Origin of the sequence: Thermoanaerobacterium sp. CMT5567-10, from assembly GCF_030534315.2 — a bacterium.
Taxonomy (GTDB): Bacteria; Bacillota; Thermoanaerobacteria; order Thermoanaerobacterales; family Thermoanaerobacteraceae; genus Thermoanaerobacterium.
Genome location: NZ_CP130558.2, coordinates 416,803 through 432,992 on the forward strand (window position 1 = coordinate 416,803; position 16,190 = coordinate 432,992).

Below are 16,190 nucleotides of genomic sequence, written 5' to 3' on the forward strand. Positions count from 1 at the left end.
AGACACTTTTATTTTGCATCATACCAATTTTTACCACATCCAATATCTACAACCAAAGGAACTCTTAGTTTTATGACATTTTCCATTATAGTCTTTAATAAGTCTTTGACGATTTCAACTTCATCAGGAGAAGTATCTACAATAAGTTCATCATGAATCTGAAGTATTAATTTCGATTTTAATGATCTTGCCTTTAACTCATTGTATACTTTCACCATTGACATTTTTATTATATCTGCAGCACTTCCTTGAATAGGCGTATTCATCGCCATTCTCTCGCCAAATGACCTTTGATTGTAATTCTTTGAATTAATCTCCGGTATATACCTCCTTCTATTCAAAATAGTCGTCACATATCCATTTTCTCTGGCAAATTTGACTACCGAATCGATGTAATTTTTAACTCCTTTATACCTATCAAAATAATTGTCTATATATTCTTTTGCCTCTTTGCGAGAGATCTTTAAATCTCTAGAGAGACCATAATCGCTTATACCATATACGATTCCGAAATTTACAGCTTTCGCACGCCTTCTCATTTCACCAGTAACTTTTTCAGGGGCGATCTTAAACACTTCCGACGCTGTCCTTAAATGTATGTCTTCATTGTTTAAAAATGACTCAATAAGCTTTTCATCCTCTGAAAGATGTGCAAGAACTCTCAACTCTATCTGTGAATAATCAGCGGATACAATGTATCCTCCTTGAAAGCTGGATATGAATGCTTTCCTTATTCTTCTGCCAAACTCATCTCTTACTGGTATATTCTGTAAATTAGGCTCTGTAGAGCTGATTCTCCCCGTTGCTGCAACTATCTGCTTAAATGTAGAATGAACTTTGTCATCCTTGTCCATTATTGGAATGAAGCCATCTATATATGTTGATTTCAGCTTCATAAGCTGTCTGTATTCGATTATCTCCCCAACTATTTCATTATATGGCATAAGCTCCACAAGAACTTCCATATCAGTGGAATATCCCGTTTTAGTCTTTTTTATTGCAGGCAAATTCAATTTATCAAACAAAAACTCTGATAACTGTTTGGTAGAATTTATATTAAATTCATATCCTGCAGCGTCATATATGTCTTTTATTATTTTATCTGTCTTTTCATCTATCTCTTTCGATAAATCTTTTAAGACATCTTTATCTAATGTAAATCCATATACCTCCATAGATTTTAGCACTTCTACCAGCGGAAGCTCAACATTATTAAGAAGCTCTTCCATTTCCATTTCTTTTATAAAGGACATTAGTTTATCTTTTAATTTAGATAATTTAGATGCAGTAGCACACAGATAATCAATTAAAAGCTTCTTATCTATGTCATCGTAACTCTTTTTGCTTTTGCCTTTTCCTAGTATATCTTCAATATTAGGTATGTCCTCTTTTAAATACTTCTTTAAGACACGGCCTATGTCGTAATTGGATTCCGACGGATTTAGCAGATAAGTCATTATTGCAGTATCGTAAAATTTACATTTTAGCTCAATACCATGGTATGAAAGATTAACAAAAAAGTCTTTTATATCATGACATATAAGTGCAAACTTCTCATTATCTAATAATTTAAATTCTTCATAGTCATCTACTTCAACAAAAAATATTTCATCATCAGTGGCAAATGATACAGCTTTTACTTCGCCTTCAAGTATTAATGGATAAAATGATACTGTATCTTCTCTCTTTAGCAGCTCTCTTACATATTTAAAGTCTCTTACAGGCCACTCTTTGACTTCTCTAATATCATCAGCATCTTTTTTTAGGTCATTAATTAAACTGGTAAACTCCAACTTCTCAAATAAATCTATTAATTTTTCTCTATCATAATCCTTCATTTGGTATTCGCTTAAATCTATTTCAATTGGAACATTTCTCTCTATAGTAGCAAGTTTTTTACTTAGCACAGCCATTTCTGTATTATTTTCAATATTTTCTCTTATTTTTCCTTTTAATTTATCAGTATTCATAAGGACATTCTCGATAGAGCCAAATTCTTTAATAAGTTTTATCGCTGTCTTTTCTCCTATATTAGGCACGCCAGGAATATTGTCAGATTTATCACCCATAAGGCCCTTTAAATCAATAAACTGGCGTGGAGTAACCTCATACCTCTCAATGACTGCCCTTTCATCGTATTCCTCCATCTGAGTTATGCCTTTTTTGCATATCTTCACTTTCACATCGTTTGATACAAGTTGAAGTGCATCCCTATCACCAGTGACAATCAATACTTTTAAGCCATTTTCAGATGCAATTTTAGATACAGTACCTATTATATCATCTGCTTCAAATCCTTCAATCTCAATTGTCTTTATATTAAATGCATTGATAACATCTTTTAAAATATCCACCTGCTCAATAAGTTCCTCAGGCATAGACTGTCTGGTGCCTTTATAAGCACTGTACTCTTTATGCCTAAAAGTTGGAGCTTTTTTATCAAATGCAACAGCTATATAATCAGGTCTTTCTTCATCAAGCAGTTTAATCAGCATCATTGAAAAACCGTATATGGCATTTGTATGCAGTCCTTCACTGTTCATTAAATCTGGAAGCGCAAAATACGCTCTGTACATTAAGCTATTTCCGTCTATGATTAAAAATTTTGACATACGCTCACTCCTATTTAACTTCTTGTAATCTAATATACCGCAAAAAAAAGAGGATGTAAATTGTCCATAATTATTTTTTAAACAATTTATATCCTACATAAATTAAATATGCCAATATTGAAAACGGCAATAAATATATGGATATTATAAATACATATTTTAAAAATTCAAAAAATATATTAAGACTTTTAGAACCAGCATTCAATATATCATTTAAAAAACTTGTACTGAAAATTTTGCTGATTTTTGTTTGTGGCTTAGTCGATACAAATGTCAAATTGATTGTGCTCATGCTGGTCATATTGTCCCATATCTTTATTTGATTCTTATATGAATCAATCTGTGTCATCACTTCATTTAATTTATCTTCAACTTGCAGTATATCGGAAATATTACTTGCTTTTTTCAACAACTCCTGCAATTTCTCTTCTTGTATTTCGAGATTTTTTATTCTAGACTCCACATCATAGTATTGTTCTGTTATATCATTGCTATTAATTCTTATTGTTTTAACGTCGCCTAAGGATTTAATACTTGCAATGACATCTTCAAAATCATTTGAAGGTATTTTTAATACGACGTTTATCGTTTTTTTATTATCGCTTGTGCTGCTTTCACTTGAACTTTCAATATACCCATTATATTGCTTGCTTATGTTTAATATCTTATTATAGCATTCATCTGCACTGTCTGTTTCAATGGAAATTGTCGCATCCTTAGTTATTTTTCTTTTATAGTTCGCATCCAATCCTCTATTTAAATCAGATGCATTAGCCTGTGATACATCTTTTTTTAAATCAGACGCAACTTTACCACTGCTTATGGAAGTCTGTGAAGAATAATTTACAGCACTTTTTGTACTAAGAGCAGTTTCAGTAACACCGACATTATTTATTTTATTCTCAAAAAGTTTAAATCCAAGTGACAATATAAATAGTGATGCAAATACAGCAAAAGCAATTATAAATTTCCTCTTCCCTAATTTTTTGTAGCTTTGCCCTGATTCTAAGTTTTTCTTTTCTTCTAGTAATTTAGCGTGCAGCATATCATTGAAGTTGCTTGGCAATTCTACAGGAGGCATATTCTGTAAAAACTCCTTCACAGACATTAACTCGTAATAATCATTTTTACATTCTGTACATAAGGCTAAATGACCCTTTACCTCTTCCATCTGTCTTTTGCTTAACTCTTCATCGATATAAAAGTTAATCAATTTCTTGACCTTACTGCACTGCATTATATTTGCCCCCTTTCTTCAACAACATTTATAAACCCCGGTATCTTTTTTAAATTTTCTTTAAGAATATTTCTCGCTCTTGATATTCTAGACTTTACCGTCCCAATATTTGTATTTGTTATTTCCGCTATTTCATTGTATGTAAGTCCTTCTATATCTCTGAGTATTAAGACAGTCTTGTACTCACTTTTTAGTTTATTCAACTCATCTATTATAATCTTTCTAGTAACTTTATCATCGAAGATATTCTCAGGGGTTCTAAAATCACTTATTTCTTCCAAATGTTCCTCAACACCTTTTTTCTTTCTAATAAAATCAAGTGAAACATTGACAGCAATTCGATAAAGCCATGTCTTAAATTCACTGTTGCCTTTGAATTTTTTTAAATTTATATAGGCCTTTATAAGGGTCTCCTGTGTTAAATCCAAAGCATCTTCTTTGACATCTACAAGCCTGTATATGACATTATATATATAATTTTGATAAGTGCTTATTACGTTTTCAAATGATTCGATATCTCCTTCTTGTGCCTTTAAAAGGAGCTGTTTTTCATCCAATCATAAGACCTCCCCTCAATAAATATGACGAAAATACAAAAGATAAGTTCCAAAATTTTAGTTATTTTTATTCTATCAGAAAAGTCAAAAAGCACAAAAAAATAAGCGCTACTGACGCTTAATATATATTTTGTTTGATGATGAATCAACTATTATATTTAGTCCATACATACTTTTCAAGTCTTTTTGATTTATATAAGATTTGCTATTATATATTTTATATTTAACTGGATTGCCATCGATAGTTACCCCTTTATGTTCACCCCATTCAACCTTGTGACCTGTCATATTGCAAAATTCTTTAATTGGAATATATATGTCTCTATCTTGATAGTCAGCATAATCAGTTGTGTGTAAAAACTTGCCTTCATAGTAAATGATGTTGCCCATCATCTTAATCGTCTTTATATTGTCGTCGATGCTGAACTTTACTCCCGTCACATTTCCTATATCACTAATATTTGCATAATTCTTATCATCGATTAAAATTAAATTCAAACTTTTAATTTTTTCGTCGTCAATGTTGAAAAAACCTTTGATATCACTAACATTTATGTAAAGCTGACCTTTATCCGATACATACACATCATCGCTTACAAGTTCGTTATTGTGGATGACCTTGTATCCTTCTGAAAATACCAAAGGATCGCTGATGTTTATGTATTTATATAATTTATCAAAAGTATCATCGCTTACTTTTATACCTTCATCACTTAATTCTTTCTTGATTAACTGCCTCGTATTTAAACCTTTTTTATAGAAGTCGGGATATACAAACAGCGCTTTACCACCTGTTGGAGATGTCTTTGCAAACATCGTTTGATACACGACATTGACAATGTCACCGTAATTGACCATTTCATAAATTTCTTCTACATCTGATTCATACATCCTTATGCATCCTGACGATGCTAAAGTGCCTATAGATGATGGCATATTATTTCCATGTATGCCATAATCGCTGTAAAATCCTATCCATCTATACCCAAGTGGGTTATTAGGACCAGATGGAACTACTTGACCATTCCATGGCGATATCCATGTGGGGTTTACCTGTTTATTTATAATCCTGTACGTTCCTAATGGGGATGTAGACACAATTTTACCAACTGCAATGGGATAAAGTTTTGACACGCTTTGAGAAACAAAATATATCGTTCTAGAAGGGATATTTACTGTTATAGTACTTGCAAAACCATAACATGTGTTTGCAAGTGCAAAAATAAAAATCAATATCAAAGTTATAGAACATCTTCTTTTAATCTGCAACTTTACACCTCTTTTCACAAATTTTATCGATAATAAAAGCGCAAAACTTACCGTCGCCACGCCTATTACTTTATTTATGATAAAATTTATGAAAATATGAATCATATTTTGTTTTTAATCTCTTCTTTTAATTTTTTTGAATCAGGTGTAGAAAATACAATTTTAGCTGCATATCTTTCGAAAAATAAGAAGTAATAAATTTTTACAGGGGATTTTAATTCAATCTCTAGCAAATTCTTTTTAGACACTATCATGCTACATATACTATCAAAAACATGAATACCTCTTCTGTACATATTTCTATTCCCTGCTTCACTTATATATGCAATATTATCATATCTTATTCTGACAAAGCCCATAATACCTAATGATATGACAAGATAATCTTCTAATAAAATAATTTGAGAAATCCCGATTGAAAATAATATAATAGATAATACCATCAACAAAATTATGTACAGCACCCACCAGAGAATTGATAATTCAATATTAAACCCCTTAATATTAACATCTACAAATACGTATACAAACAATAGGGCTACGCTTATTAAAATAAGCAACGTCAAAAAATACAATACAAATCTGCTGAATTTGTCAAAAATATAATACTTCATAAATTTCCCTCCAGAAATAAATTTGATAAATGAAATTTTACATTATATATAAATTAATTTCAAGTTAATAAAATACTTAATCTTACAAATAATAAAAAGGTAATATGTAAGGGTCTAATTCATATATAATTGGAGGCGTATTTAATTTGGAAAGTGGTAATTTATCTGTAAATGAACTTGTTTTAGTAGGTGTAGGTGGAATACTTGGTGCCGGTTTTTTTCTAGCAAGTGGCATTGCAATACATACTGCAGGACCTATAGTTTTATTAGATTATGGAATATCTGCTTTTATAATGTCTGAAGTTTTCTGCGCATTATCAGAAATGATCGTTGCAAATCCTGTTGACGGCTCGTTTAGAGTTTATGCTGAAGAAGCACTAGGTGACATAGGTGGCTTTTTAAGTGGATGGGTTTATTGGACTGCAGGTGTATTCATAATGTCCAGCGAAGTAACAGCATCAGCAATATTCACCAAATTCTGGTTTCCTAATGTACCATTGTGGATTTTCGCTTTAATATATTCTGTTATGGTTCTGTTTGTAAATGCTTTAGGCACAAAGAATTTCGGCACAATCGAGTCGTGGTTTTCTACCATCAAGATATCTGCACTATTTATAATAACTATAGTTGGAATCTTGACGCTTTTGGGATTTTTTGGCAGTAAAAGTGAAATAGGTGTTAAAAACTATTTTATCCATGGAGGTTTAGCACCAAACGGCATAAAAGGCTTCTTAGGAGCAATGTTGATGTCCCTAATACCATTCGGTGGCGTCGAAGTCACTGCAATGACAGCATCTAAAACAAAAAAGCCAAAAAAATATGTACCTATAGCCAGAAAATATATTGTTTTATTTCTGTCGACTTTATACCTTTCGTCAATTGCCGTCCTGCTAGGCGTAATCCCATGGTATAAAGTTTCTACAAAAGAAAGCCCATTTAATAAGCTACTTTCGTTTACCAATATACCTTACATAGACTCCATAATGAATTTTGTAATACTTACGGCTGCACTGACTACTATGAATGGTGCCATGTATGGTGTGACACAAGTCATGTATTCCTTAGGTAAAGGAAGATTTGCTCCAACTTTTTTAAGCAAAGTGACAAAAAGAGATGTGCCAATTTATGCACTTTTATTTAGCAGTGTAGGTTTATTAACAGCAGTCATACTTTCATACATTCTTCCAAAAGATGTATATGAATATATAACAAGCGCCACCGGTTTTATACAATTTTTTAACTGGATAATTATTTTATACACGTTTATAAAATACAGACCAATACTTAAAGATAAAAATCCTGAATACTTTGAACGCCAAAAGTATGGCTTCCCTCTAAGACCATGGTTTACGATTGTATTAATAATTACAGTTCTTCTATCAACACTGGTCGTACCAAAACAAGCAATAGGCTTTTTTGGTGGACTAATACTGCTGATTATTATACTTTTGTTGTACTTCATTGCCAAAAAGCTAGATTTATTTGATAAATGGTAAAAATATCGGGAATACCCGATATTTTTAGTTCACTATTTTTTAAACACAAACAAAAGTCCAAATGCAATGAGAATAACAGGCCAAAAAAGCTTTAAATAAAACCATGGGATAAAAGTCCTAGCAAGAAGGTATATGCCAACTGCGATTAAAATCCATCCAAAGATTTCACCACTTCTCTTTCCACTTGACACTACCTTTGCGTTTTCTGTATCTTTTACTTCATTAACATCGCTAGAATTAAAATCGCTATTTTTAAGCTGATATGGATTTTCAGGCACAACAATCCACGCTATTATATAAAGCAAAACACCGGTACCACCTACTAAAGCAATTAAAGCCCATATAAGTCTTACAATCGTCACATCAATGTCAAAGTACTCAGCTATCCCTCCGCAGACACCACCGATAATAACCTGATTTCTAGAGCGGTACAATCTTTTATCCACATTGAGACCTCCTTTTTCACAAATCAATTTTATAATTTTTAGCAGATTAACAAAAACACAAAATATTATTGCTTAAAAACAATGTATAATAAAAAATACACCCCCTTTTGCAAAACAATTTTCTACTTTGTATTAAATACTTACTATAAATTATACCCAACATAAATGTTTTTGGAAAGCAAATTTTAACGAATCAGATTAAATCACAAAGAAAATTTCATAGCGTATTATAGAATATAATATTTTAGGAGGTGTAGCTATGGACAATAAATGGTATTTTGATATAGCGCCAGGTGCTATCGATGATTTAAATGAACATGCCCGCGACATAACGACTCTTATCCCTTTTTGGTATGGAGTAAAATCAGACGGAGCGTTAGCAGATATGTCATCGCAAGAAGTCAAAAATATTGCATTGCAAAATGACCTGCCCATTTTCCCTATTATTCACAACTACTCAGATCCTAAGAAATCTCAGCTTATACACGACCTTTTATCAAATATACATTTAAGAAATACATTAATATCAAATATAACGAATCTCGCATTGTACAATAATTACCCTGGAATAAATATCGATTTTGAGTTTGTACCTCCCGAAGACAGAAACAATCTAAATGCATTTATGGAAAACCTGTATAACTCTCTTAAAAATGCTGAAAAAATCGTGACAATTTCATTGCCAGCAGAAATAGAAGACAATCCGCGCCATCCTTTTTCAGGAGCTTTTCAGTACTCCATATTAGGTCAATTTACGGATCAGGCATATATTTTAGCATACGACGAACATTTTTCCAATCCAGGGCCAATTGCATCGATAGGTTTCGTACGCAGCGTTCTAAATTACGCTGTTACAGCTATACCACCAAGAAAAATTTGGCTTGGAATGGCTGTATACGGCTATGACTGGGCAGAAGGTTCTAATTATCCCAGAACATTATCTTACTCACAAGCAATAGAAACTGCTAAAAATCTTGGTGCAACGATAATATATGACGAAACCGCCCAAGAATCCACATACACATATACAATCGACTCTGTAAAACACACAGTATGGTTTGAAGACTCTAGAAGCTTTCAAGCCAAACTACCCTTGATTTCACAATACAACTTATCCGGCATAGCCGTCTGGAGACTTGGTCAAGAAGATCCTAATATCTGGAATATAATCAGAGGAAGTTAACCCTTCCTTATTTTTATTGGGAACTTTTACATATATTTTTCGTCTAACTAAAAGGAGAGAAGAAGAGTCTAAAATAAAGAAGAAAAGGAGGTTCAACAATGAGAAAGTTTTTATCCTATTTGCTGGTTATTGTGTTGATATTTGCAGTAGCGATTCCTTCAATCGGTTTTGCACAAACCAATAGCAAAATTGAGCTTAAACAAGCAATAGAAATTGCTAAAGAAAAACTAAATATCTCAAGCACTGGATACAACTTTAATTCCAACTACAACGAAAGCGACAACAATAACACATGGTATTTGACGTGGTCATCCAGCACAAATGGCACCATAAATGTCAGTGTAGATGCTGATACTGGTGAAATAATAAGCTACAATTTTTACAAACCAGATAATACGCCATCAAGCATTATACCAAAGCATTCAAGGGAAGAAGCAAAAAAAATTGCAATTGACTTTTTAAACAAAATTGTCCCAGAAAAATTTAAACAAACAAAAGAACAAGAAAGTGACGATTATCTTGGACTAAGTCCTAAGATTGCATACAGCACAACCTATTCATTTAATTTCATCCGAATAGTCAATGGAATCCCACTTCAAGATAATCAAATAACTGTAGAAATAAATAAAAACACTTTAGATATTCAGTCATATTATTTAACTTGGGGCAGTGACTACAATTTCCCTGATCCAAAATCAGCTATTTCAAAAGACAAAGCAATTCAAATATACAAGGACAATAATAGTTTGCGTCTGCAGTACAATCTTGTTTATACAGATGTATATGGCAATAATGAATCAGAACCACAAGCTATATTGGTCTACAGCCTTGTCAACAATCAGCCTATAGATGCAATTACAGGTAAAATTTTGCACCAAGGTTATTACGGTCCCTATATGGGCGGAATGGGGGCTAAATCAGATAGTTCTCAAGCATTATCGCCTGAAGAACAAAAAGCTGTAGACGATATCTCAAAATACATCTCAAAGGACAAGGCAATTGAATTAGCAAAGGAAAAGCTGCCATTTACAATCGGATCCCAATACAGCCTTACCAGCTCTGCTCTTTACAAAAATAATTCAAATTCCAATAGCGCAACTTGGAATTTCAGTTGGACTTACTCTGAGGGAAACAACTACAATTATATATCTGCGGCAATAGATGCAACAACAGGTGAACTAAAAACATTTTACAGAAACGATAGTAATGAAAATAATGTACAAGGTAAGAGTCCAAAATATACAAAAGATCAACTTAAAAGTATAGCAGAAAATTATCTTAATGAAATACAGCCAGAAAAATTTAAGCAAATGGAATATCAAGATAACCCCGCATCTGAAGATGATAATTCACCATACACAACATTTAATTACATCTACAAAGCAAACGGAATACCATGCCCATTTAACTCAATAAATATAGGCGTCAACAAGTATACTGGCGATATAATAACATATAATTTAAGTTGGACTGATGTAAAGCTACCTGACAATAAAAATGTAATCAGCCTTGATGATGCTTACAAAACGTTATTTAATAACAGCGATTTTCAACTTAGCTATATAATTTATTACGCTCCAGATAAAGTTTATCAAAGTAATTCAAAAGATATAAGACTTGTATATCAATTGACAAACTTCGATGGCTTAATAGACGCAAACTCAGGTGCTTATATAGATTATTCAGGTAAGCCTATACTTAAAAACGAAAATAAACAGTTTACTGATATTGCAGGAAATTGGGCAGAAAAAGATATTTTATTGTTGGCTCAATTTGGAATAGCAGACGGAAAAGATGGCAAATACATGCCAAACAACTATATACTGCAAAAAGATTTTATAAAGATGCTGGTAAAATCACTGCAGCCAAATAACGTAATAATACCACTGACATCAAATGAGGATGAAAATTACGACAATTACTACAACGTAGCAATTAATAGTAAAATCATTACGGAAAGTGAGAAAAAGCCTGATTCTAAAGTAACTCGACAAGAGGCAGCAAAATTTATCGTTAGAAGCCTTGGACTAAAATATGTTGCCGACATAAATGGCATCTACACATTAGATTACTTAAAAGATGCATACAAAATAGATAATTCTTTAAAAGGATATGTTGCTATAGTATACGGTTTAAATATAATGACAGGCAACAATGGATATTTCAACCCAGACGAAAACCTCACAAGAGCGCAAGTAGCATCGATTTTAGTAAGATACCTAAGAGTAGAAAAATAAAAAATATGGGTGCGTTGTTTATACGCGCCCTTATTTTCCCCCTGTGAGCGGCTTTTCATATTACTATCACTTTTTATATATAGCTCTTTCACCGCCGATTAATTTAGGGCGTGTCCTTGCTGCGACGATGATTGCATCACCAATCTTATTTCGTCTTAACCTTACAGGAACCGCAACAGGCCTTAAATGCATGCCGATTAACACAAGTCCTATGTCAAGCCCAGCATGTGCTAAACCTTTCAAATTCTCTACCATTACTGGCTTTTCAAATATATCGTAAGAATATGTTTGTAGGGATCCTCCGGCATGCACCTGTGGTATAACAGAAACTTCATCAAGATTATATTTTATCATCGCTTCCTCTTCTACAAGAAGTGCCCTGTTTAAATGTTCACACCCTTGGATTGCTAGGTACAAATTTCTTTTCTTTATAGATTCCATAATAGGGTCGACGATTGCCTTTGCAATGTCGAGACTTCCTGATGTTCCAACTTTTTTACCTATAACTTCGCTAGTACTGCCTCCTAATACAAATAGCCCACCGCTTTTTACATTAGCAATATCCAATAGTTCTTCTATAACTTCTTTAGTTTGTGCCGAAATTTCATTTAAATTCAATTTTAACACCTCTCATCAACATATTATTATAGACTTGTTTTTCATTTGTATTTTATTTTATTGTATCACAGTAAATTTTTAATTCATATTATATTGAAGTAAATTATTCATAGGGAGGTAAAATAGTTGAAAAATCTCATACCTAAAAAATATAATTTGACTTTAAATGGCATATCTGAAAGAACTCTAAGAGAACATTATAAACTTTACGAAGGATATGTTAATAAGACAAATGAGATCTGGGAGAAATTAATCACATCTGATAGAGAAAAGGCTAATGCCACATACAGCCAATACAGGAAACTTAAACTGGAAGAAACATATGCATTGGACGGCGTAAAATTGCATGAGCTTTACTTTGAAAACCTTGGCGGAACAGGTGGTCCTGCAACAGGGATAATTGCTTCTATGATAGCATGTGATTTTGGCTCTTATGAAAACTGGCTTAACGACTTTAAAGCATGTGCAATATCATCAAGAGGTTGGACAGTTCTTTGCTTTGATCCCATTGACTTAATGCTTCACAATTATCTGCAGGATCTTCACAATCATGGCATCATTTCAAGAGCGATTCCACTTTTGATAATCGATACTTACGAACATGCATATTTTATAGATTATGGGACAAACAAAAAAGGATACATTGACGCCTTCATGAATAATGTCAAATGGGATGAAGTAAATAGACGAGTATCTCAATGGATTGATATGAAAAAATTCTAACAGGATTCATACATTTTGAATCCTGTTTTTAGGAATTTTGAGGCAATACCATTCTAAAAGTACTGCCGCTATTTATTGTGCTCACAACTTCAATTTTCCCACCGTGCTTTTCTATAATCTCTTTTACAATCGTCAAGCCAAGTCCATTTCCACCTATAGATAAAGCATTTTTTGCTCTGTAAAATCTATCAAATATATGGCATATTTCATTTTCCGGAATCCCTATACCATGGTCTTTAATCTCAATTACAATATCTTGGTTGCAATTTTTGTATAATAATACATCTATTTGTTGATGCGGTTTTGAATATTTAATTGCATTATCAAGAATATTAATTATTGCCTGAGAAACCTTATCTTCATCTACAATCACGTTTATCCCATTTTGAACTTTTATCTTTATTGATATATCAAATTTTGAAGCTTTTAGATTTATGTTTTCGCATATCTTTAATAACATATGGCTTAAATTCACAGTTTTCTTTTGAAGTTTCAATTCATATGATTGAAGCCTTGATAATTCAAGGATTTCTAAAACAAGCTTTTTAATTTATTTGCTTCACTTTCAAGATAATTTAAAACATCCTGATCATATTTTTACCATCTTTTAATATCTGTATAAAACCTATAATAGTAGTTATAGGTGTTTTTAATTCGTGAGAAATATTTGAAACAAATTTCTTTTGTTTTTCTATTAATTCCTTATCTAAAGTTACATCTTTTATAACAATTATACAATATCCATCACACAAAAAACTTTCAATATTTAATATTTTACCATTTACTTGTAATTCTTCGATAATTCTTTTATCTTTATATGTCTTATCTACAATATCAAAAATATAATTTTGAATATTTTCTCCAATTAATTCATCTACTTTTTGATTTTTGAATACAATACTATCCCTCTTCTCGTTGAAAGCAATAACACCCTCACTAAGTCCAGATAAAACACTATTTAGTTTATTTTTTTCAATAGCTATATCTCTAATTTGTTTTGATATTATTTCCGCCATTTGATTAAATGTCCTCGTAAGATTTCCAATTTCATCTTTTGTTATAATCGGTATTATTTCGAAATTTCCATCCGAAAAATTTTTTGCTGCATTGTCAAGTCGTTTTATAGGTTTTGTTATAATACGTGAAATATAAAAACTAACTAAAAAAATAATTATAACAGATACCAATCCAAATACTTCAAAAATCATTTTAATGAAATTTATATTCATTAATTCATTTTTAAGTGGATATATATACTCAACTGCTCCAATAATTTCATTCCCAAATTTTATTGGTAACGCTAAATATAATACATTTCTATCGACTTTATATACTTTACTTCCATTTAAAGCATTTTCAACAACTACATCTATCTTATTATTTTTACTTCTGTTATTTAGATTGTCGAGATCATTTTCTAAATGGCTAATTAAAGTTTTATTGTCATATAGCTTTACAAAAATATTATTTCCACTTAAATTCAAAGCAATGTTATCAGCATATTCCCTAAGCAATATTTCAGGATCAGTTATATTATCTTCTGCCAGGTATATTTCTCTATTTAAACTATCAATTAGATTATTAACTGTATTTTTAACAATGTAATTAGTTATTATGTTAAACATAAAATAACCTATTAATATGATTGTAACAGTAAATGCACTTATATAACATATTAATATTTTTGTCCTAATTTTCATTATTTATCACCTATGGTCCCGTTCCAATTGATGCAATTTTCCATCCACCATCTTCAAACTTTAATGTGATAAATAATATCCTTTCTCCAGAAATTGCTACGGATTTTAAATCTTCAGGCACATTTTCATATTGAAGATCGATTTTTACTTTGTATTCTTGCGTTCCTTTTTCTTGAGGCATATCTTTTAAAAACTCTATTTCTTTTATATCTGCACTTTTTATATACTTTGTATCATCTTTTACATTTTGTTCTTTCAATAAATTTCTCATCTGTTCTGTATACAAATTTACATATTCATTAGGCTTCTTTTCTACAACAAATTTATAAAATTCATAAATGACTTTAGTTGCATTTTCGTCTTCAACCGTCATATTTATAGAGGCATCTTTATCTGTTTTAACCTGTTTAATGTCTCCATTTTTTAAATTGTTACATGCAGTCAAAATAAGAATACAAACTGCTAAAATAAACAATGTTATAAACAACTTTATATATCTCACATAAATACCTCCCTCTATAATCTTTGATTTTCTTTTAATATCTCACTCATTCTCAGATTCTCATGATCTTCAAAAGAGCCCTCATGTATATTAATACTATTTATTCATTAATTTTACATGTGATAGGTAACCCAAATAAGCTTCTGTTGTTTTTACCATATTTTGGCCTATGGATTCCACTTAAGCTCCCTTCCACAAATCATTTTATATACTACATTATAAAAGCCAATTATTTCATTTTTGTAACATTCCGATTTCAATCTTGCTACAGTTTTATAAATTTTTTTGAATTTGTTTTTATTCTATAGCAAATTTATACCCAAAGCCAAAAACAGTTTGAATATATGTTGGTCTTTGTGTATCATCCTCAATCTTTTTTCTTAGTCTTAATACGTGTATATCAACAGTTCTGGTATCGCCATAATAGTCATATCCCCATACTTTATCAAGAAGCTCATCTCTTGTTAAAACACTTCCCTTTGCTTCTATCAACACTTTCAGGAGGTCAAATTCTTTTGGTGTAAGATTTACAATTTTCCCTTTCTTTTTCACAATTTTCTGATCAAAATTGACCGTTAATTCTCCAAAAGAATAAATATTTTTATTCACCTTTACTTCTTCCATTCTTCTCAACAAAGCTTTTACTCTAGCAATAAGCTCACGAGTATCAAATGGTTTTGTTATATAATCATCCGCACCAAATTCCAAACCAAGTACTTTATCAATAATGTCGTTTTTGGCTGTAAGCATTATTATAGGAATTTTATACATAGGGGAAATTTTTTTTAAAATATCGAATCCGCTTTCGTCAGGCAACATGACATCTAATATTATTAAATCTAGTATCTGATTTTTTAATACTTCAATGACCTCTTTTCCATTTTCTACACATATTACTTCATATTTTTCTTTTTCTAAAAGCATTTTAAGCATATTTAATATAGATTTTTCATCATCACAAACCAAAATTTTAGCCATATAACCACTCCAATTTTC

15 protein-coding genes are annotated in these 16,190 nt (G+C 31.4%); 4 read left to right on the plus strand and 11 right to left on the minus strand.

From position 1 onward, the window contains the following. Positions 1-8: 8 nt before the first annotated feature. The 5 genes from polA to Q2T46_RS02320 form a co-directional block, all read right to left on the minus strand. Positions 9-2,612 (minus strand): DNA polymerase I, encoded by a 2,604-nt coding sequence (gene polA, locus Q2T46_RS02300; protein WP_303264440.1) that lies wholly within the window; start codon positions 2,610-2,612, stop codon positions 9-11. 70 nt (positions 2,613-2,682) lie between these two features. Further along, a complete protein-coding gene (locus Q2T46_RS02305; RefSeq protein WP_303264439.1) occupies positions 2,683-3,849 on the minus strand; it encodes a DUF4349 domain-containing protein in 1,167 nt (388 codons plus the stop codon). Continuing rightward, complete coding sequence (locus Q2T46_RS02310) at positions 3,849-4,406, minus strand: RNA polymerase sigma factor (RefSeq protein WP_303264438.1); 558 nt, start codon at positions 4,404-4,406, stop codon at positions 3,849-3,851. The genes Q2T46_RS02305 and Q2T46_RS02310 overlap by 1 nt, the downstream gene beginning before the upstream one ends. Positions 4,407-4,514: 108 nt before the next feature. After that, a complete protein-coding gene (locus Q2T46_RS02315) occupies positions 4,515-5,675 on the minus strand; it encodes a L,D-transpeptidase (RefSeq protein WP_303264437.1) in 1,161 nt (386 codons plus the stop codon). 101 nt (positions 5,676-5,776) lie between these two features. Next, a complete protein-coding gene (locus tag Q2T46_RS02320) occupies positions 5,777-6,289 on the minus strand; it encodes a hypothetical protein (RefSeq protein WP_303264436.1) in 513 nt (170 codons plus the stop codon). A gap of 146 nt (positions 6,290-6,435) precedes the next feature. Here Q2T46_RS02320 and Q2T46_RS02325 point away from each other — a divergent pair, with 146 nt between their 5' ends. Then, positions 6,436-7,785, plus strand: coding sequence for an amino acid permease (locus Q2T46_RS02325; protein ID WP_303264435.1), 1,350 nt, complete (start codon positions 6,436-6,438; stop codon positions 7,783-7,785). Positions 7,786-7,817: 32 nt separating this feature from the next. Here the strand turns inward: Q2T46_RS02325 and Q2T46_RS02330 are convergent, their stop codons facing one another. Next, on the minus strand, positions 7,818-8,231 hold the full coding sequence (locus Q2T46_RS02330; RefSeq protein ID WP_303264434.1) for a PspC domain-containing protein: 414 nt from the start codon (positions 8,229-8,231) through the stop codon (positions 7,818-7,820). Between the two features lie 259 nt (positions 8,232-8,490). Here Q2T46_RS02330 and Q2T46_RS02335 point away from each other — a divergent pair, with 259 nt between their 5' ends. After that, positions 8,491-9,414, plus strand: a complete 924-nt coding sequence (locus tag Q2T46_RS02335; protein WP_303264433.1) for a glycosyl hydrolase family 18 protein — start codon at positions 8,491-8,493, stop codon at positions 9,412-9,414. A gap of 98 nt (positions 9,415-9,512) precedes the next feature. Further along, positions 9,513-11,651: a YcdB/YcdC domain-containing protein gene (locus tag Q2T46_RS02340; protein ID WP_303264432.1), complete on the plus strand. Its 2,139-nt coding sequence runs from the start codon at positions 9,513-9,515 to the stop codon at positions 11,649-11,651. 66 nt (positions 11,652-11,717) lie between these two features. Here Q2T46_RS02340 and Q2T46_RS02345 read toward each other — a convergent pair whose 3' ends face one another. Further along, on the minus strand, positions 11,718-12,269 hold the full coding sequence (locus Q2T46_RS02345; protein WP_303264431.1) for a TIGR01440 family protein: 552 nt from the start codon (positions 12,267-12,269) through the stop codon (positions 11,718-11,720). Between the two features lie 126 nt (positions 12,270-12,395). Here Q2T46_RS02345 and Q2T46_RS02350 point away from each other — a divergent pair, with 126 nt between their 5' ends. Next, the gene (locus tag Q2T46_RS02350; RefSeq protein WP_303264430.1) at positions 12,396-12,992 is read left to right on the plus strand and encodes a superoxide dismutase; all 597 of its coding nucleotides are present in this window, start codon (positions 12,396-12,398) and stop codon (positions 12,990-12,992) included. A gap of 28 nt (positions 12,993-13,020) precedes the next feature. On the opposite strand, the gene Q2T46_RS02355 is transcribed toward Q2T46_RS02350, so the two are convergent. The 4 genes from Q2T46_RS02355 to Q2T46_RS02370 form a co-directional block, all read right to left on the minus strand. Next, positions 13,021-13,467 (minus strand): cell wall metabolism sensor histidine kinase WalK, encoded by a 447-nt coding sequence (locus Q2T46_RS02355; protein WP_311062305.1) that lies wholly within the window; start codon positions 13,465-13,467, stop codon positions 13,021-13,023. A 100-nt stretch (positions 13,468-13,567) separates the two neighbouring features. After that, positions 13,568-14,692 carry a HAMP domain-containing protein gene (locus Q2T46_RS02360; RefSeq protein WP_303264428.1) on the minus strand — a complete coding sequence of 375 codons (1,125 nt, stop codon included), beginning with the start codon at positions 14,690-14,692 and terminating at the stop codon, positions 13,568-13,570. Positions 14,693-14,702: 10 nt separating this feature from the next. Further along, positions 14,703-15,194 (minus strand): hypothetical protein, encoded by a 492-nt coding sequence (locus Q2T46_RS02365; RefSeq protein WP_303264427.1) that lies wholly within the window; start codon positions 15,192-15,194, stop codon positions 14,703-14,705. A 297-nt stretch (positions 15,195-15,491) separates the two neighbouring features. After that, positions 15,492-16,172: a response regulator transcription factor gene (locus Q2T46_RS02370; RefSeq protein ID WP_303264426.1), complete on the minus strand. Its 681-nt coding sequence runs from the start codon at positions 16,170-16,172 to the stop codon at positions 15,492-15,494. Between the last annotated feature and the right edge of the window lie 18 nt (positions 16,173-16,190).

Bases quoted from the DNA above. Each gene is read 5' to 3' on its own strand.
- polA (WP_303264440.1), bottom strand. From the start codon at position 2,612: ATGTCAAAATTTTTAATCATAGACGGAAATAGCTTAATGTACAGAGCG.
- Q2T46_RS02305 (WP_303264439.1), bottom strand. From the start codon at position 3,849: ATGCAGTGCAGTAAGGTCAAGAAATTGATTAACTTTTATATCGATGAA.
- Q2T46_RS02320 (WP_303264436.1), bottom strand. From the start codon at position 6,289: ATGAAGTATTATATTTTTGACAAATTCAGCAGATTTGTATTGTATTTT.
- Q2T46_RS02335 (WP_303264433.1), top strand. From the start codon at position 8,491: ATGGACAATAAATGGTATTTTGATATAGCGCCAGGTGCTATCGATGAT.
- Q2T46_RS02340 (WP_303264432.1), top strand. From the start codon at position 9,513: ATGAGAAAGTTTTTATCCTATTTGCTGGTTATTGTGTTGATATTTGCA.
- Q2T46_RS02360 (WP_303264428.1), bottom strand. From the start codon at position 14,692: ATGAAAATTAGGACAAAAATATTAATATGTTATATAAGTGCATTTACT.
- Q2T46_RS02370 (WP_303264426.1), bottom strand. From the start codon at position 16,172: ATGGCTAAAATTTTGGTTTGTGATGATGAAAAATCTATATTAAATATG.